Annotated in this window: 14 protein-coding genes and 1 pseudogene; 3 read left to right on the forward strand and 12 right to left on the reverse strand. The window is 71.1% G+C overall.

What is annotated here, in order from left to right; all coding sequences use genetic code 11:
- Window positions 1-137: 137 nt before the first annotated feature.
- The 3 genes from ABD355_RS39260 to bldG form a co-directional block, all read right to left on the reverse strand.
- Window positions 138-2,543 (reverse strand): sodium-translocating pyrophosphatase, encoded by a 2,406-nt coding sequence (locus ABD355_RS39260; protein ID WP_344405920.1) that lies wholly within the window; start codon window positions 2,541-2,543, stop codon window positions 138-140.
- Between the two features lie 294 nt (window positions 2,544-2,837).
- Window positions 2,838-3,272, reverse strand: a complete 435-nt coding sequence (locus ABD355_RS39265) for an ATP-binding protein (RefSeq protein WP_344405921.1) — start codon at window positions 3,270-3,272, stop codon at window positions 2,838-2,840.
- Between the two features lie 118 nt (window positions 3,273-3,390).
- Window positions 3,391-3,732, reverse strand: coding sequence for an anti-sigma factor antagonist BldG (gene bldG / locus ABD355_RS39270; protein WP_003975386.1), 342 nt, complete (start codon window positions 3,730-3,732; stop codon window positions 3,391-3,393).
- An 81-nt stretch (window positions 3,733-3,813) separates the two neighbouring features.
- Here bldG and ABD355_RS39275 point away from each other — a divergent pair, with 81 nt between their 5' ends.
- Entirely contained in the window at window positions 3,814-6,354 is a 2,541-nt protein-coding gene (locus tag ABD355_RS39275; protein WP_344405922.1) for a DEAD/DEAH box helicase, read from the forward strand.
- Window positions 6,355-6,394: 40 nt separating this feature from the next.
- On the opposite strand, the pseudogene ABD355_RS39280 reads toward ABD355_RS39275, so the two are convergent.
- The 7 genes and pseudogenes from ABD355_RS39280 to ssd form a co-directional block, all read right to left on the reverse strand.
- Window positions 6,395-6,694 (reverse strand): annotated as a pseudogene (locus ABD355_RS39280) (Rv3654c family TadE-like protein); the annotation flags it as partial.
- Window positions 6,691-7,056 carry a TadE family type IV pilus minor pilin gene (locus tag ABD355_RS39285; RefSeq protein WP_344405923.1) on the reverse strand — a complete coding sequence of 122 codons (366 nt, stop codon included), beginning with the start codon at window positions 7,054-7,056 and terminating at the stop codon, window positions 6,691-6,693. The gene ABD355_RS39285 and the pseudogene ABD355_RS39280, both read right to left, overlap by 4 nt.
- Entirely contained in the window at window positions 7,043-7,252 is a 210-nt protein-coding gene (locus tag ABD355_RS39290) for a DUF4244 domain-containing protein (RefSeq protein WP_344405925.1), read from the reverse strand. Before ABD355_RS39290 ends, ABD355_RS39285 begins: the two co-directional genes overlap by 14 nt.
- A gap of 77 nt (window positions 7,253-7,329) precedes the next feature.
- Window positions 7,330-8,118 (reverse strand): type II secretion system F family protein, encoded by a 789-nt coding sequence (locus ABD355_RS39295; protein ID WP_344405926.1) that lies wholly within the window; start codon window positions 8,116-8,118, stop codon window positions 7,330-7,332.
- Window positions 8,115-8,975: a type II secretion system F family protein gene (locus ABD355_RS39300; RefSeq protein WP_344405927.1), complete on the reverse strand. Its 861-nt coding sequence runs from the start codon at window positions 8,973-8,975 to the stop codon at window positions 8,115-8,117. Before ABD355_RS39300 ends, ABD355_RS39295 begins: the two co-directional genes overlap by 4 nt.
- The gene (locus ABD355_RS39305) at window positions 8,968-10,164 is read right to left on the reverse strand and encodes a TadA family conjugal transfer-associated ATPase (RefSeq protein WP_344405928.1); all 1,197 of its coding nucleotides are present in this window, start codon (window positions 10,162-10,164) and stop codon (window positions 8,968-8,970) included. Before ABD355_RS39305 ends, ABD355_RS39300 begins: the two co-directional genes overlap by 8 nt.
- Before the next feature lie 305 nt (window positions 10,165-10,469).
- Window positions 10,470-11,573: a septum site-determining protein Ssd gene (gene ssd / locus ABD355_RS39310; RefSeq protein WP_344405929.1), complete on the reverse strand. Its 1,104-nt coding sequence runs from the start codon at window positions 11,571-11,573 to the stop codon at window positions 10,470-10,472.
- A gap of 582 nt (window positions 11,574-12,155) precedes the next feature.
- On the opposite strand from ssd, the gene ABD355_RS39315 reads away from it, so the two are divergent.
- On the forward strand, window positions 12,156-13,001 hold the full coding sequence (locus ABD355_RS39315) for an HAD family hydrolase (protein ID WP_344405930.1): 846 nt from the start codon (window positions 12,156-12,158) through the stop codon (window positions 12,999-13,001).
- Between the two features lie 380 nt (window positions 13,002-13,381).
- On the opposite strand, the gene ABD355_RS39320 is transcribed toward ABD355_RS39315, so the two are convergent.
- Entirely contained in the window at window positions 13,382-14,206 is an 825-nt protein-coding gene (locus tag ABD355_RS39320) for a Fic family protein (RefSeq protein ID WP_344405931.1), read from the reverse strand.
- 101 nt (window positions 14,207-14,307) lie between these two features.
- Here ABD355_RS39320 and ABD355_RS39325 point away from each other — a divergent pair, with 101 nt between their 5' ends.
- On the forward strand, window positions 14,308-15,288 hold the full coding sequence (locus tag ABD355_RS39325) for an ATP-binding protein (RefSeq protein WP_344405932.1): 981 nt from the start codon (window positions 14,308-14,310) through the stop codon (window positions 15,286-15,288).
- 3 nt (window positions 15,289-15,291) lie between these two features.
- Here ABD355_RS39325 and ABD355_RS39330 read toward each other — a convergent pair whose 3' ends face one another.
- The gene (locus tag ABD355_RS39330; RefSeq protein ID WP_344405933.1) at window positions 15,292-16,563 is read right to left on the reverse strand and encodes a polysaccharide deacetylase family protein; all 1,272 of its coding nucleotides are present in this window, start codon (window positions 16,561-16,563) and stop codon (window positions 15,292-15,294) included.
- Window positions 16,564-16,723: the final 160 nt, after the last annotated feature.

Below are 16,723 nucleotides of genomic sequence, written 5' to 3' on the forward strand. Positions count from 1 at the left end.
CGACTATGACACCTTTTGTGACTAATTACACGAGGCGAGAGAAGGCTCACGGTGAGGGTGTGAAAACACGAGGCGGGCGGGCGACGCGTCAACACGCGCCGCCCGCCCGCCACTTGAGCCGGACCTCGTGCGGCCGCCTACGAAACCACCGCAGGATCGGCCGAGTTGGACACCCGCTCGGCGCCGCCCTCGTCGCCCACGGCGATCCCGCGCCGCTTGGAGACGTAGACCGCCCCGACGATGACGAGCAGGGCGAGGATCGCGATGGCGATCCGTACCCCGAGGTTCTTGTCGTCGCCGTAACTGAACTTGATCACCGCGGGCGCGATGAGCAGCGACACCAGGTTCATCACCTTCAGCAGCGGGTTGATCGCGGGCCCCGCGGTGTCCTTGAAGGGGTCGCCGACCGTGTCGCCGATCACCGTGGCGGCATGGGCCTCGCTGCCCTTGCCGCCGTGGTGGCCGTCCTCCACGAGCTTCTTGGCGTTGTCCCAGGCGCCACCGGAGTTGGCGAGGAACACCGCCATCAGCGTGCCCGTGCCGATCGCGCCGGCCAGGTACGAGCCGAGCGCGCCGACACCGAGCGTGAACCCGATGGCGATGGGCGCCATGACCGCCAGCAGACCCGGCGTCGTCAGCTCCCGCAGGGCGTCCTTGGTGCAGATGTCGACGACCTTGCCGTACTCCGGCTTCTCCGTGAAGTCCATGATCCCGGGCTTCTCACGGAACTGCCGGCGCACCTCGTAGACCACGGAACCCGCCGACCGCGAGACCGCGTTGATCGCCAGCCCCGAGAAGAGGAAGACGACCGCCGCGCCCGCGATCAGGCCGACGAGGTTGTTGGGCTGCGAGATGTCCATCATCAGGCTCATCGGGGCACCCGCTCCGGAGAGCTTCTCGCCGACGTCCTGCGCGCCGGTCGTGATCGCGTCACGGTACGACCCGAAGAGCGCCGACGCCGCGAGGACCGCGGTGGCGATGGCGATGCCCTTGGTGATGGCCTTGGTGGTGTTGCCGACGGCGTCCAGGTTGGTGAGCACCTGCGCGCCCGCGCCCTCGACGTCGCCGGACATCTCGGCGATGCCCTGCGCGTTGTCGGAGACGGGCCCGAAGGTGTCCATCGCCACGATCACGCCGACCGTGGTGAGCAGGCCGGTGCCGGCCAGCGCCACCGCGAACAGCGCGAGCATGATCGACGTACCACCGAGCAGGAACGCCCCGTACACGCCGAGGCCGATCAGCAGGGCGGTGTAGACGGCCGACTCCAGACCGACCGAGATACCGGCGAGGACGACGGTGGCCGGGCCGGTCAGCGAGGTCTTGCCGATGTCCATGACCGGCCGGCGGTTGGTCTCGGTGAAGTAGCCGGTCAGCTGCTGGATGACAGCGGCGAGCAGGATGCCGATCGCCACCGCGACCACCGCGAGGATCCGCGGGTCGCCGTCCTTGGCCTTGATGGCGGCATCGGTGACGCCGTCGAGGTCCGCGTAGCTGGACGGGAGGTAGACGAAGACGGCCGCCGCGACCAGCGCGAGCGAGATCACCGCGGAGATGAAGAAACCGCGGTTGATCGCGGACATGCCGCTGCGGTCCGCACGGCGCGGGGCCACGGCGAAGATGCCGATCATCGCCGTGATCACGCCGATCGCGGGCACGAGCAGGGGGAAGGCGAGTCCGGCGTCGCCGAAGGCCGCCTTGCCGAGGATCAGCGCGGCGACCAGGGTCACGGCGTACGACTCGAACAGGTCGGCCGCCATGCCCGCACAGTCGCCGACGTTGTCGCCCACGTTGTCGGCGATGGTCGCGGCATTGCGCGGGTCGTCCTCCGGAATGCCCTGCTCGACCTTGCCGACCAGGTCGGCGCCGACGTCGGCGGCCTTGGTGAAGATGCCGCCGCCGACACGCATGAACATGGCGATCAGGGCGGCCCCGAGGCCGAAGCCTTCGAGCACTTTCGGCGCGTCGGCCGCGTACACCAGCACCACGCAGGAGGCGCCCAGCAGACCGAGCCCCACCGTGAACATGCCGACGACGCCGCCCGTACGGAAAGCGATCTTCATGGCTTTGTGCGAGACGGCGGTGAGATCCTTTTCCGGCTCACCCTCCGCCGGGGTCGCTTCCCGGGCCGCCGCTGCGACACGGACATTGCTGCGCACGGCGAGCCACATACCGATATAGCCGGTGGCTGCCGAGAACGCCGCGCCGATCAGAAAGAAGATCGATCGTCCGGCGCGCTGATTCCAGTCGTCCGCGGGCAGCAGCATGAGCAGGAAGAACACGACGACGGCGAATACGCCGAGCGTGCGCAACTGCCGGGCCAGATAGGCGTTCGCACCTTCCTGGACCGCTCCTGCGATCTCCTTCATGCTGTCGGTGCCCTCGCCCGCCGCGAGCACCTGGCGTACCAGGATGCCTGCGACCACGAGCGCGGCCAGCGCGACGGCCCCGATGACCGTCACGATGATCCGGTTGTCGTCCGTCAGTACTGCGGCTGCGAGGGTCGTGGGGTGGTCAAACTGATGAGGGGTAGAAAGCCCCGCCATTCGTCCTCCTTGACGCTTGGGCTGAGCTCAAGATGTGGACGGATTGTAGGTACCGAGACCTGATCAAAACAGTCCGCGGTAAACGCAATTGGCCTTCACATGCTCTTCAGCAAATGATCGACGTCAAGCCATAGAACCCGAAAGAGGTAATGCCTCAAAGGCATTGACGCCTGCATTGACGCTTGATCAAATTATCGGGTGATTGATCGTGAATTGCTTCACGAATTCCCGGGAACGGCCGGAAAAACACCAAGGGCCCTGCTCAGCAGGGCCCTTGGACGTCTTGCGAAGGGGTCAGGCGAGCACCGCGGTGGGCGGCGGTGTGGTCGGCCAGGTCATGCGGATCAGCCCGCCGTGCGCGCCGGCGGACACCTCCACGTCGTCGACGAGGCCGCTGATGACCGCGAGGCCCATTTCGTCCTCCTCGGTCTCCACGTCCTCACCCGCCGAGCCCGGCGCCCCGTCTCCGGGGGACGAGCGTGGCGCCTCGTCGCCGACCTCGATGGAGAACTGTTTCTCCTCCTCGACCAGCTGCACCTTCACCGGCGCTGTGATCCCGGCGCTCTGGTGCAGTCCGACGGCACGGCTGCAGGCCTCGCCCACGGCGAGTCTGACCTCGTCGAGGACGGCCTCGTCCACTCCGGCCCTGCGCGCCACCGCTGCCGCCACCAGTCGGGCGGTCCTGACGTGCTCGGGCAGCGCGCTGAAGCGGAGTTCAACGGTGGCCATGCATCCCCCTCAGAACTACGGGCGTGCTGTCGGGGGGCCGGGCTGCCGAAAGCCCGGACCCCCTCATTGAACTTCTTCCGCCTTCGGAGCGGTCCTTTCCCGCTCCGTGGGGCGGTGGTCAGTCGGTGGCCGCCACCGCTTCCTCGACCGAGGTGTGGATCGGGAACACCTTGGTGAGGCCGGTGATGCGGAAGATCTTCAGAATGCGCTCCTGGTTGCAGACCAGGCGCAGCGAGCCCTCATGGGCACGCACCCGCTTCAGGCCGCCGACCAGCACGCCGAGTCCGGTGGAGTCGAGGAAGTCCACGCCCTCCATGTCTACGACGAGGTGGAAACTCCCGTCGTTCACCAGCTCGACCAGCTGCTCGCGCAGCTTGGGCGCGGTATATACGTCGATTTCTCCACCGACCTCGACGACCGTACGATCGCCGACGGTACGGGTCGACAGGGACAGGTCCACGGATCCTCCAGCACCTTGCTATCGAGCGGTCGCCCCTCGGGACACCTCGGCAGGAGCCCCCGGGACGGTTCGCCAGCCGCGATGGCATTCAATCACTTACCGGCAGGCGTGCACGACGCCTTGGTCCCATTGTCCGTCACGCCGGTGACACACTCGGTGCCGATGGCCAAGAATCACCGATCCGATCGATCCCCGACGGAACCCGTCTCCCGGCTCGCACCGGGCACGGTCCTGGGCCGGCTCGCCTCCGGGCCGAGCCGGGCTTCGCGCATCACTCATACGGAGCACTTGCCCCCGCGCGAGGGCAGGCATGCCGTCTGGCCTGACCGGATTCGCCCGGAGGTCATCGCCGCGGTGCAGGCCTGCGGCATCGAGCACCCCTGGGCCCACCAGGCACGCGCCGCCGAGCACGCGCTGGACGGCGACTCGGTGGTCGTCGCCACGGGCACGGCGTCCGGCAAGTCCCTGGCGTACCTCGTCCCGGTGCTCTCGACGCTCCTGGACGGCTCCGAGGCCCCGAACGGCCGCGGGAGCACCGCCCTGTACCTGGCTCCCACGAAGGCTCTTGCGGCGGACCAGTGCCGATCCGTGAAGGAACTTTCACAACCTCTGGGAAATGCCGTACGTCCTGCGGTGTACGACGGGGACACTCCGTTCGAGGAACGGGAATGGGTCCGCCAGTACGCCAACTACGTCCTGACCAACCCGGACATGCTGCACCGCGGCATCCTGCCGTCCCACCCCCGCTGGTCCTCCTTCCTGAAGTCGCTCAAGTACGTGGTCATCGACGAGGTCCACACCTACCGGGGTGTCTTCGGCTCGCACGTCGCCCAGGTGCTGCGCCGTCTGCGCCGCCTGTGCGCCCGCTACGGCGCCTCCCCGGTCTTCCTGCTGGCCTCCGCGACCGCCGCGGAGCCCTCGGTCGCCGCCCGCCGCCTGACGGGCCTCCCGGTGGTCGAGGTGGCCGACGACGCCTCACCACGCGGTGAACTGGTGTTCGCCCTCTGGGAACCCCCACTCACCGAGATGCAGGGCGAGAAGGGCGCACCCGTCCGCCGTACCGCCACCGCCGAGACGGCCGACCTGCTGACCGACCTCACGGTGCAGGGGGTCCGCTCGGTCGCCTTCGTGCGGTCCCGGCGCGGCGCCGAGCTGATCTCGGTGATCGCCCAGGAACGTCTCGCCGAGGTCGACCGCTCCCTCGCCCGGCGTGTCGCGGCGTACCGCGGCGGCTACCTCCCCGAGGAGCGCCGCGCCCTGGAACAGGCCCTGCACTCCGGCGAACTCCTCGGACTGGCCGCGACCACCGCACTCGAACTCGGCATCGACGTCTCGGGGCTGGACGCCGTGGTGATCGCCGGATATCCCGGCACCCGCGCGTCCCTGTGGCAGCAGGCGGGCCGCGCCGGACGCTCCGGGCAGGGCGCGCTGGCCGTCCTGGTCGCCCGCGACGACCCGCTGGACACCTTCCTCGTCCACCACCCCGAGGCCCTGTTCGACCAGCCCGTGGAGTCCACGGTCCTCGACCCCGACAACCCGTACGTCCTGGCCCCGCACCTGTGCGCAGCTGCCGCGGAACTGCCGTTGACCGACGAGGACTTCCAACTCTTCGGCCCCGCCTGCGAGGAGCTGTTGCCGCAGCTGGAGGCCGCGCAGCTGCTCCGTCGCCGTACGAAGGCCTGGCACTGGACGCGCCGGGAACGGGCCGCCGACCTCACCGACATCCGCGGCGAGGGCGGCCGGCCGGTCCAGATCGTCGAGTCCGGCACGGGCCGCCTGCTCGGCACGGTCGACGCGGGAGCCGCCCACACGACCGTCCACGAGGGCGCCGTCCACCTCCACCAGGGCCGTACGTATCTCGTGCGCTCCCTGGATCTGGAGGACTCGGTGGCCCTGGTCACGGAGGCGAGCCCGTCGTACTCGACGGTGGCCCGCGACACGACGTCCATCACCGTCCTGGAGACGGACACCGAGATCCCCTGGGGCGACGGACGCCTGTGCTACGGCTCCGTCGAGGTCATCAACCAAGTGGTCTCCTTCCTGCGTCGTCGGCTGATCACCGGTGAAGTGCTCGGCGAGACGAAACTCGACCTCCCTCCTCGTACGCTGCGCACCCGCGCGGTGTGGTGGACGGTCACCGAGGACCAGCTCGATGAGGCCCGGATCGACCCGGAGATCCTCGGCGGCGCCCTGCACGCCGCCGAGCACGCGTCGATCGGCATGCTGCCCCTCTTCGCGACCTGCGACCGCTGGGACATCGGCGGTGTCTCCGTCCCGCTGCACCCCGACACCCTCCTTCCCACGGTCTTCGTCTACGACGGCCATCCGGGCGGCGCGGGCTTCGCCGAGCGCGCCTTCCACACCGCCCGTGCCTGGCTCACCGCCACCCGCCAGGCCATCGCGTCCTGTGAGTGCGAGGCCGGCTGCCCGTCCTGCATCCAGTCCCCCAAGTGCGGCAACGGCAACGATCCGCTGCACAAGAGGGGGGCGGTGCGGCTGCTCACGGTGCTGTTGCGGGGGGCGCCGCAGGAGAAGACCGGGGAAGGCCCGGCGGGGGCGCCGCAGGAGAAGGCCGAGGCAGAGCCTGGTCCGGGGGCCCCGCAGGTCCCGCCCGTGCCCTGACCTCCGCCGCGAACGGCCCCCGTCCCGACCCCGCCGTCACGTCCGAGACCTCCCCGACGATCACGCACCGCACCAGCCGGACGCCCTGTGCCCGCGCCACCCGGTCGGCCCGTGCGCAGGCCGCCGCGGTGCCGTCGGCCCAGTGGTCCGCCGCCGCGAGCGCCGCGAGGTCCGCACCGCCGGCTGCACGGTGGCGGACCACGACGGCCTGCCCCAGGGCGAGCACGGCCCCGAACACCACACACAGCACGGTGATCGCACCGAGGCTCCAGACGGTGGCAGAACCTCGGTCCCCGCCCCGGAGGGCGGCCGACCGGCGGGTGAGGAAGCCGCCGGTCACGGCCCCACCCCCACGGTCTCCTCCGCCGCGGCCACGGCCTCCTCCCGGACGTCGAAGGGCAGACCGCGCAGCAGCGGCGGCCTGGCCACCACGACCACGTGGACCTGGTCCCCCTCCCGCTCGACCGTGACCCTCGCGCCGCGCGGGGCCGCCTCACGGGCCACCTGGACGACCTTGTCGCCCGGGTCCTGGCGGGCCGCCGCACGCGCTCCGGTCCGGGCCGCGTCCACGCACTGGATCTGTGCGGCCACGACCAGCAACGCCCCCACCAGGGCCATCGCGAACATCACCAGCACGGGCAGCACCATGGCCGACTCCGCCGTCACGAACCCCCCGTCCCCGCCCCTCTCACATCTGCGCATCGAGCGCCCGCTTCACGATGTCCTGCAGCTCCGCGCTGACCTGTCCGCTGGTCACCACCTTGTAGAGGACCACCGCGAACGCCACCGCCGCCACGATCCCCATCGCGTACTCCGAGGTGACCATCCCCGCGTCCCTGCGGGCCGCGCGCGCCCTGCACACCAGGGCGCCCAGCCGCGCCCGTACCGCCTTGTACATCTCAACCCCCGTGAGGTTCAGTTCCGTCGACCATTGACTGCTCGATACCGGCGTCGTGCGCCGTCAGCCCCGTTCCGTCACCCGCCACCCCCTCCCAGCACCCCACCCGCGAGCCCGATCACCACGGGCAAAACGCCGACCGTGATGAACGCGGGCAGGAAGCACAGCCCCACCGGGGCGGTGACCATGACGGCCGCCCGCCGGGCGCGAGCCGTCGCGGTGCGGGACCGGTCGGCGCGGACGTCCGCCGCGAGCCGTGCAACCGGTGTGGCGGCGGGGAGTCCGGACACGTCGGCCCGTTCCAGCAGCCGGGCGAGGGCTCCGGCGCCCGGCAGCGCGGCCAGCCGCCGCCAGGCCTCGGCCGGTTCGCCGCCGAGCCGCACCTCGGCCGCACCCCGCGCCAACGCGTCCCCGACGGGACCGCCCAGGGCCTCGCCGACGGCCTGCGCGGCTACCACTGGCCCGGCACCGGCGGCGATGCAGGCGGCCACCAGATCGGCCGAGAGCGGGAGTTGACGGGCCGCCTCCGCCGGGTCGTACTCCTCCGGGTCGCTCCCGGCCGCCTGCCGGCCACGCCACCACCACAGCCCGCCCGCGACGGCCAGACCCACCGCGACTCCGGTGGGTCCGCCGACCAGGACCCATCCGGCGCCCACCACGCCCACCGCGGGCAGCCACCGCCGCGCCACATCCCGCGCCTCGAAACGCGGCCGGCTCTGCACCGTCTCGGCGTCGGCCACCAGCCCGGCCAGCCGCCTGCGCACTCTGCGCTCACGCCGTACGGTCTCCAGCCGGCGCAGCAGCCACCCGAGGACGAGCAGCATCCCCACGGCCGCCCCCAGCCTGTGGACAACTTCCGTGCTCACGCCGCCTCCGCCCGTCGCACGATCCGCATCGCCCACCACATGCCGAGCCCCTCCAGCAGACCGCCGACCAGCAGGCAACCCAGCCCGGCCCCGGTGTGCAGCAGCACATGCAGAGGGTCGGCCCCGAGGGCGGCCCCCAAAGCGAGGCCCAGAGCCGGCAGCCCCGCGAGCATCACCGCCGTCGACTTCGCCCCCGCCAACTGGGCGCGCAGATCCGCGCGTTGGTCCCGCTCGGCGCGCAGCGCCCCTTCGAGCCGGTCGAGCCCGGCGGCGAGGCCCGCGCCCTGGTCCACGGCCACCCGCCAGCAGGCGGCGAGGCCCAGCAGTCCCTCGGCGCCCGGTTGCCGGGCCGCCGCCGCGAGCGCGTCCGGGACGTCGCCGCCGAACCGCGCCGCCGCCAGCACCGCCGCCTGCGCGCTCCCGAGCCCGCCGGAGTCCCGCGCGGCACGCGGCAGCGCATCCCCCGGCTGCCGCCCGGCCCGCACCTCCCCGGCGAGCGCCCCGCACAGCGCGATCACCGCGTCCCCGCGGCGCTCCCGGGCCCGCCGGGCCTTTGCGGCCAGCCGCATGCGCCGCAGCAACGGCACCCCGGCCGCCCCCGCGACGACCGGCAGCACCGACGCGCCCAGCACCGCCAGCACCACCCCGACGGCCGCCGCCCACCACTCGGGCCGCAGCCGCCCGCGGATCCGCCGCAGCCCTCCGGCGACCTCCCGCCAGGACGGCGGCCCGGTGCTCACCGCCCCGCCGCTCGCGAGCAACAGCTGCGCCCGCCGCGCCCCGGAGTGCCCCCCGCCCATCAGCAGGGCCGCTGCACCGACGCACAGCACGGCCGCCCCCATCGCCGCATCACCCATGACGTCCCCCTTCCAAGAACTCGCCAGACTTGCCGGCCTCGCCGAACTCGCCGTGGAGCAGCACCCGCAGCCGCTCCCAGCCCCGCTCGTGCACGAACGCCTTCTCGTCCCACCGCAGCGCCGGCACCGTCCTCACCAGCCCCGACGGATCCCGCTCCAGTACGTGCACCTCGGCGATCCGCCGCCGTCCGGTCCGGTCCCGCACCAGATGCAGGACCACCGACAGCGCCGCCGCCAACTGGCTGTGCAGTGCGGCCCGGTCGAGCCCGGCCGCCGTACCGAGTGCCTCCAGCCGGGCCGGTACGCCGGCGGCGGCATTCGCGTGGACGGTGCCGCAGCCGCCCTCGTGGCCGGTGTTCAACGCGGCCAGCAGATGCACCACTTCGGGCCCGCGCACCTCGCCCACCACCAGCCGGTCAGGCCGCATCCGCAGTGCCTGCCGCACCAGGTCCTGGAGCGTGACGAGGCCCGCGCCCTCCTGGTTGGCGGGTCTGGTCTCCAGCCGTACGACGTGCGGATGGTCCGGCCGCAACTCAGCGGAGTCCTCGGCGAGCACGATCCGCTCACCGCGCCCGACCAGTCCCAGCAGCGCGCTCAGCAGGGTCGTCTTGCCACTGCCCGTCCCGCCGCTGACGAGGAAGGACAGCCGTGCCTCGAGCAGTGCCCGCAGCACGCGGTCGCCGCCCGGCGGCACCGTGCCCGCCGCGACCAGCTCGTCGAGCGTGAACGCCCGGGGCCTTACGACGCGCAGCGACAGACAGGTGCAGCCGACGGCCACCGGTGGCAGCACCGCATGCAGCCGCGTCCCGTCGGGCAGCCGGGCATCGGCCCATGGCCGTGCGTCGTCGAGCCGCCGCCCGGCCACCGCGGCCAGCCGCTGCGCAAGACGTCGTACGGCGGCCGCGTCCGGGAACGAGACCGACGTCAGCTCCAGTCCGCCGCCCCGGTCGACCCAGACCCGGTCCGGGGCGGACACCAGCACATCGGTGACCGACGGATCGGCGAGCAGCGGTTCGAGCGGCCCGCTGCCGACGAGCTCTGACCTCAACCGCTCGGCCGCGCCGAGGACTTCGGCGTCCCCCAGGACCCTCCCCTGCTCCCGCAGCGCCTGCGCCACGCGCGCGGGTGTCGGCTCGGCCCCGCTCTCGACCAACCACTGCCGTACGCCGTCCAGGAGACCGGAGGGCATCTCCGGAGCCCCGGCCCTGGATGCCGAATCACCGCCCGGCCGCCATTGCCCCACCGAGCCCGCGCGCGGCACATCACCCAGCCGCCCAGCCCACGACGGCACCCGCGACCTGTCGCCCGGCTGCCATTGCTCCGCCACGGCCGGCCCCGGCACATCACCCAGCCGCCCAACCACCCCCGGCGACACACGCCGCCCAGCCCACGACGGCACTCGCGCCCTGTCGCCCGGCCGCCACACCGCTTCCGCAGTTCCTCGCGCCGGAGCAGCCCCCGAGCCGCCCCTCCCTTCGCCTCCCGCAGACGTGCTCATGCGCTCCCCGCCTCCGTCAGTGCCCGCTCCCAGAACTGCTTGCAGAAGCGCGCCAGGGGTCCGCGGCCGTCGGCGGCGGGCGGTGTCCTTCCCTCCCCCGGGCGCAGCAGCCCCGATTCCACGGGCAGCTCGCCCGCCAGAGGCAGTCCGAGTAGCCGGGCCACCTCGCGGTCGTCCAGGCCGGGCGCGTACGGCCCTCGTACCGCGACCCGCAGATCGCGCAGGACCATGCCGACGGCGGACGCCACCCGTCCGGCCGCAGCGACGGCGCGCAGTTCGCCGGGGGCGACCAGGAGGCCGAGATCGAGTTGGGCGAGCGCCTCGGCGACCCCGTCGTCGATGCGGCGCGGCAGATCGACGACGACGGTGCCGCCCCGTCGCCTGGCCGCGGCCAGCACCGCCCGTACGGCCTGGGCCGGAACGGCGATGCGGTCGCCGCGGTCCCAGCTGAGCACCCGAAGCGAGTGGAGCTGCGGCAGCGACTCCTCCAGGGCGCCGCCGCCGACCCGGCCGCGGGAGGCTGCGAAGGCGGGCCAGCGCAGTCCCTCGGCGCTCTCGCCGCCGAGCAGTACGTCGAGCCCGCCGCCCAGCGGATCGGCGTCCACGAGCAGGGTGCGCAGCCCCTCGCGTGCGGAGGTGACGGCGAGGGCGCACGCGAGCGTGGACGCCCCTGCCCCGCCGCGGCCCCCGATGACGCCGACCGTGAGGGCGGGCCGGCCCACGCCCTCGGCCACATCGGCGATGCGGTCGACCAGCCACTGTTCGCCGTCCGGCAGCACCAGCACGTGGTCGGCGCCGATCTCGACGGCCCGGCGCCAGACGCCGGAGTCGTCCTGGTCACGGCCGACCAGCACCACTCCTCGTCTGCGGGCGGCCCCGCGCACCCGCCGCGCGGCGTCGTCGCCGACCAGGACGAGCGGTGCGGCCTCCCAACCGCCCGCGCGTTCCGGCACCGAGTGGTGGACCTCGGGTGTCGCTCCTGCCGCGGCGCACAGGCGCAGCAGGTCGTCGAGGAGTTCCACGTCCTCCGTGACGATCAGTGGTCCCGCCTGCCGCCCCGAGGCGGCGGGCGGCGGTTCATGTGTGACGGCTCCGGCCACGATCTCAGTCCCCCTTCGCTGCATCTCTCGCGCAGCCCCTGCGGCCCCGCGATTCCCAAACGTGTGAAGAACCGGCAACCGGTCTCCATATGAGCGGCCGATACGAACCGGCCAAACCCGCCCGACAAACCGGAACCGGTCTTGAACTCGGCGCGAGCGGGACGCGTTTGAATCACGGTGCAGCGATCCCGGAAATCTTGCGGATCATGGTCGATAACTGTGGACAAGTCGATGGTTGTGAATAACGCCATCACCCATACAGGTGACCCCTGTGCCCACGCGTGCGCGACTTCCGCAGCGCAGCCTGACGACTACACACGGTGACGGATCATGAGCATGCGGAAGAGGCGGCCGCGGCCGCCTCATGACGGCCGTACAGCCGCGCCAGGAAGGGACAGAGAGTGGAAAAACCCGCCCGGACATGCGACGACCCCCACCGGGGGGGAGAGTGGGGGTCGTCTCCACGGCCGACTCGGGGGGGGAGGAGCCGGACCGGGTTAGCACGGTCGCGAACGATCCGTGACTTCCATGGTGTACCCGAGACCCTTCTCAGGCAAACCCACGCGCCCCACCTTACGCCGAATGGGCTGCGCCTATGCTCGGGGCGTGGAAAACCACTCCTTGCCCCGCACAGCGGCCTTCTTTGACCTGGACAAGACGGTCATTGCGAAGTCGAGCACGCTCACCTTCAGCAAGTCCTTCTACCAAGGCGGGCTGATCAACCGCAGGGCCGCCTTGCGCACCGCATATGCCCAGTTCGTCTTCCTCGTCGGCGGCATGGACCACGACCAGATGGAGCGGACGCGCGAGTACCTGTCCTCGCTCGTCCGCGGCTGGAACGTCCAGCAGGTCAAGGAGATCGTCGCCGAGACCCTGCACGATCTGATCGACCCGATCATCTACGACGAGGCCGCCTCCCTCATCGAGGAGCACCACACCGCCGGCCGCGACGTCGTCATCGTGTCGACCTCGGGCGCGGAGGTGGTGGAGCCGATCGGCGAGCTGCTCGGCGCGGACCGGGTGGTGGCGACGCGCATGGTCGTGGGCGAGGACGGCTGCTACACGGGCGAGGTGGAGTACTACGCGTACGGCCCGACGAAGGCGGAGGCGATCAAGGAACTGGCCCGGTCCGAGGGGTACGACCTCGACCGCTGCTACGCCTACAGCGACTCGGCGACCGACCTGCCGATGCTGCGGGAGGTCGGCCTTCCGCACGCCGTGAACCCGGATCGCGCGCTGCGCCGCGAGGCACTCGCGCGCGGGTGGCCGATTCTCGATTTCCACCGGCCGGTGAGACTCAAGCAGCGGATCCCCGCATTCTCCGTACCACCCCGTCCGGCCCTCGTCGCGGCCGCGGCAATAGGCGCTGCGGCGGCCACCGCGGGTCTTGTCTGGTACACCAGTCGGCGGCGGGCGGCGGCCGTCTGACCTGGCGGTTCACCGGCAGCACGTCCCCGTTCGAGATCTCGCTGCCCGTTTACAGCCTATTTGATACCAAAAGTAAAGAAGTACAGCCGGGGGTTCCACTTGCTTCGGACCTGGAGTACAAAGGGGTTAACGGCCCGCGAGACCAAGGACATCCGAAAGGATCACCTTAATAACGCATTTGGCCCCACGGACCGAAGCATGAACATCGGGCACCCACGCGACGTCGACCCGTCGATTACGGGCCAGCCACACCAGGTGACGGGCAAAGTTCCCGGCCTGATGGGCGACATATCGAGGACGCTTGGTAACCCGGTGAGCATGCCAGCGGCGGTACGAATCCTCGTACCGCCGCAACCCTTTTCCGGACCCCGTGCAGCTTCCTACGCCGCTCCGCGCTGCAGCGCCTCGCACACTGCCGTCGACTCGCGCGCACCCAGCTCGACCGCCCTGCCGCAGTGGGCGATCCAGGCGGCCATGCCGTCCGGCGTACCGGAGACGTACCCCTCGAGCGCCGCCAGGTAAGCGGCGCGCCCCAGCTCGGCGTGGCCGACCTCGGCCGGACAGACCGACTTCGGGTCGAGGCCGCTGCCCACCAGCACGATGCGCTCGGCGGTGCGTGCGACCAGGCCGTTGTGGGACGCGAAGGGGCGCAGTGCGAGAAGTTCGCCATGGACGACGGCGGCCGTCACCAGGGCGGGCGCGGAGCTGCCGGTGATGATCAGCTCCGCGAGGCCCTCCAGCCGGCCGTGCACCTCGTCGGCGCCCGGCAGCGGCAGCTCGATCAGCGGTTCGTCGACCGACTCGCCCGCCAGCCGCGGCCGCCCGACCTCGTCCCCGTTGGTGGCGGCGGCCACCAGGTGCAGCCGGGCGAGCACCCTCAGGGGGGACTGCCGCCAGACGGACAGCAGTTGGCCCGCCTCCGCGGTGAGCCTGAGAGCCGCGCCCATCACGCGCGCGTCGTCGTCGCCGCTGAAGTCGGTGCGCCGGCGCACCTCCTCCAGGGCCCAGTCGGCGCCGGACAGCGCGGCGGAACCGCGGGCACCGCGCAGCGCCGCCTCGGAGGTGATCTCGTTGCTGCGGCGCCGCATGACCCGGTGCCCGTAGACCCGGTCCACGGCCTTGCGCACGGATTCCACGGACTCGGCCACCCCGGGCAGCGAGCCCAGGGCCGCGAGCGGATCGGCGTTCGCGCCTGTCGTACTCATGAGTACGACACTAGCCACCCCGGGGGCGCACCCCACGATTGAGTGGTCTTCCTCACGCCCGTCTGCCACACACAGCTATCACCGCACTACCCTTCGTGAACATGAAAATTGCTTTCGTCGGGAAGGGCGGCAGCGGCAAGACCACCCTGTCCTCCCTGTTCATCCGTCATCTCGCGGCCACCGGAGCGCCCGTCCTCGCCGTGGACGCGGACATCAACCAGCACCTCGGCGCCGCACTGGGCCTCGACGAGGCGGAGGCCGCCGCGCTGCCGGCGATGGGCGAGAGACTGCCGCTGATCAAGGACCATCTGCGCGGCTGCAACCCCAGCATCACCTCCACCGAGACGATGATCAAGACCACCCCGCCCGGTGAGGGCTCGCGGCTGCTGCGGGTGTGCGAGGACAACCCGGTCTACGAGGCCTGCGCCCGGCAGGTGGAACTCGACGGGAACGCCGTCCGTTTGATGGTCACCGGCCCCTTCACCGACGCCGACCTGGGGGTCGCCTGCTACCACTCCAAGACGGGAGCGGTGGAGCTGTGCCTGAACCACCTGGTGGACGGGCAGGGCGAGTACGTCGTGGTGGACATGACGGCGGGCTCGGACTCCTTCGCCTCCGGGATGTTCACCCGCTTCGACATCACGTTCCTCGTCGCCGAGCCCACCCGGAAGGGGGTCTCCGTCTATCGCCAGTACAAGGAGTACGCCCGTGACTACGGCGTCGTCCTGAAGGTCGTCGGCAACAAGGTGCAGGGGCCGGACGACCTCGACTTCCTCCGCGCCGAGGTCGGGGACGACCTGCTGATGACGGTCGGGCACTCGGACTGGGTGCGCGCCATGGAGAAGGGCCGGCCGCTCAGGTTCGAGTTCCTGGAGGACGCCAACCGCCGTGCCCTGCGCGCCCTCCAGATCGCCGCGGACGCGACGTACGAGTTGCGCGACTGGGAGCGTTACACGCGGCAGATGGTGCACTTCCACCTGAAGAACGCGGCCTCGTGGGGCGATGCACGCACCGGGGCCGACCTGGCCGCACAGATCGACCCCGGGTTCGTGCTCGGTGAGGGTGTCGCCGCCTCCGCCTGACGGCTACCGCCCCGCGGCCGGTGCCCCGGGTGCGCCCTTCGGGGCCGGGGCGGGGTGGCCCGACAGGAAGGCCGCCCAGCCCTGCTTGGGCGCCTGGCCGACCTTGAGGGTGCGCAGTTTGGCCAGGGTCTGCGGGTCCTGGGCGTCCAGCCAGTCGGCCAGCTGGTGGAAGGACACACAGCGCACATCGGGCTTGTTGCAGACCGTCTCGACGACCTCGTCGACGGCCCGCATGTAGGTGCCGCCGTTCCAGGACTCGAAGTGGTTGCCGATGATCAGGGGCGCGCGGTTGCCCTCGTAGGCGCGGCGGAAGCCCTTGAGCAGGCCGTCGCGCATCTGGTCGCCCCAGTGGTCGAACATGTCGGGATCGCCCTGGGTCTGCGTACCGGACTGGTTGACCATGAAGTTGTAGTCCATGGTGAGCTGTTCGTAGGAGTGCCCCGGGAAGGGCACGAGCTGCATCGACAGATCCCACAGCCCTTCCCTCTTCTTCGGCCACACCTGCTCGTTGACCCCGCTGGTGTCGTAGCGGAAGCCCAGCTTGCTCGCGGCCTTCACGAAGTTCTTCTGACCCTCCAGACAGGGCGTGCGCGCCCCGATGAGCTCCTTGTCGTAGTCGAAGGGCAGTGGGGCCGCCTTCTCCATGCCGGAGTTGGTCTTCCAGCTCTTCACGAACTTCTTGGCCTGTGCGATCTCGCTCATCCACTGCGCGACCGACCACTCGCCGACCCCGCCGTTCTTCCCGCAGAAGTGGCCGTTGAAGTGGGTGCCGATCTCGTTGCCCTCCAGCCACGCCAGACGCAGCTGCTTCACGGTGTCGGCGATGCCCTGCTCGTCGTTGAAGCCGATGTCCGAGCTGCCCACCGAGTGCTCCGGGGGCTTGTAGAGGTCGCGTTTCTCCTCCGGCAGCATGTACACGCCGCTGAGGAAGTACGTCATGGTCGCGTGGTTGGCCTTGGAGAGCTTGCGGAAGTGGGAGAACAGCTTCTGGCTGTCCTCGCCGGCGCCGTCCCAGGAGAAGACGACGAACTGCGGGGGCTTCTGACCGGGCCGCAGACGCTCGGGTCTGGGCAGATGCGGCTGGGCCCCGGTGTACGCGGTGGAGCCGTCGCCGATCAGGCGGACCGCGCTCCCGTGCGCATGGACCGGACGGACCTTCTGCGGACCGAGAGCGCCTGTCTTGGAACCGTTGGAGCCGATAGCGCAGCCGGCGACCCACGCGGCACAGGACGCGGTGATCACGACGCCCACGGCGATCCTCTGGGTGGCGGTCATGTTCCGCTCACCTTCTTCCTTCTCTCAGGCCAACGCCGATGAGGGCGTTTTCTGGTGGTTTGCCGGGGCAACCCGACAGCGCCGCCAAGGTCGCACGGGGACGAGAAGGAATTAGTACGACAAGCCGATGAAATGACCGCTTCACTCATTGGAGTGAGTC

The organism is Streptomyces longisporus (assembly GCF_039532765.1).
Classification (GTDB): Bacteria; Actinomycetota; Actinomycetes; order Streptomycetales; family Streptomycetaceae; genus Streptomyces; species Streptomyces longisporus.

Bases quoted from the DNA above. Each gene is read 5' to 3' on its own strand.
- ABD355_RS39275 (WP_344405922.1), top strand. From the start codon at position 3,814: ATGGCATTCAATCACTTACCGGCAGGCGTGCACGACGCCTTGGTCCCA.
- ABD355_RS39315 (WP_344405930.1), top strand. From the start codon at position 12,156: ATGGGCTGCGCCTATGCTCGGGGCGTGGAAAACCACTCCTTGCCCCGC.
- ABD355_RS39260 (WP_344405920.1), bottom strand. From the start codon at position 2,543: ATGGCGGGGCTTTCTACCCCTCATCAGTTTGACCACCCCACGACCCTC.
- ABD355_RS39265 (WP_344405921.1), bottom strand. From the start codon at position 3,272: ATGGCCACCGTTGAACTCCGCTTCAGCGCGCTGCCCGAGCACGTCAGG.
- ABD355_RS39290 (WP_344405925.1), bottom strand. From the start codon at position 7,252: ATGTACAAGGCGGTACGGGCGCGGCTGGGCGCCCTGGTGTGCAGGGCG.
- ABD355_RS39325 (WP_344405932.1), top strand. From the start codon at position 14,308: ATGAAAATTGCTTTCGTCGGGAAGGGCGGCAGCGGCAAGACCACCCTG.
- ABD355_RS39285 (WP_344405923.1), bottom strand. From the start codon at position 7,056: ATGCGCAGATGTGAGAGGGGCGGGGACGGGGGGTTCGTGACGGCGGAG.
- ABD355_RS39320 (WP_344405931.1), bottom strand. From the start codon at position 14,206: ATGAGTACGACAGGCGCGAACGCCGATCCGCTCGCGGCCCTGGGCTCG.
- ABD355_RS39330 (WP_344405933.1), bottom strand. From the start codon at position 16,563: ATGACCGCCACCCAGAGGATCGCCGTGGGCGTCGTGATCACCGCGTCC.
- ABD355_RS39305 (WP_344405928.1), bottom strand. From the start codon at position 10,164: ATGCCCTCCGGTCTCCTGGACGGCGTACGGCAGTGGTTGGTCGAGAGC.
- ABD355_RS39300 (WP_344405927.1), bottom strand. From the start codon at position 8,975: ATGGGTGATGCGGCGATGGGGGCGGCCGTGCTGTGCGTCGGTGCAGCG.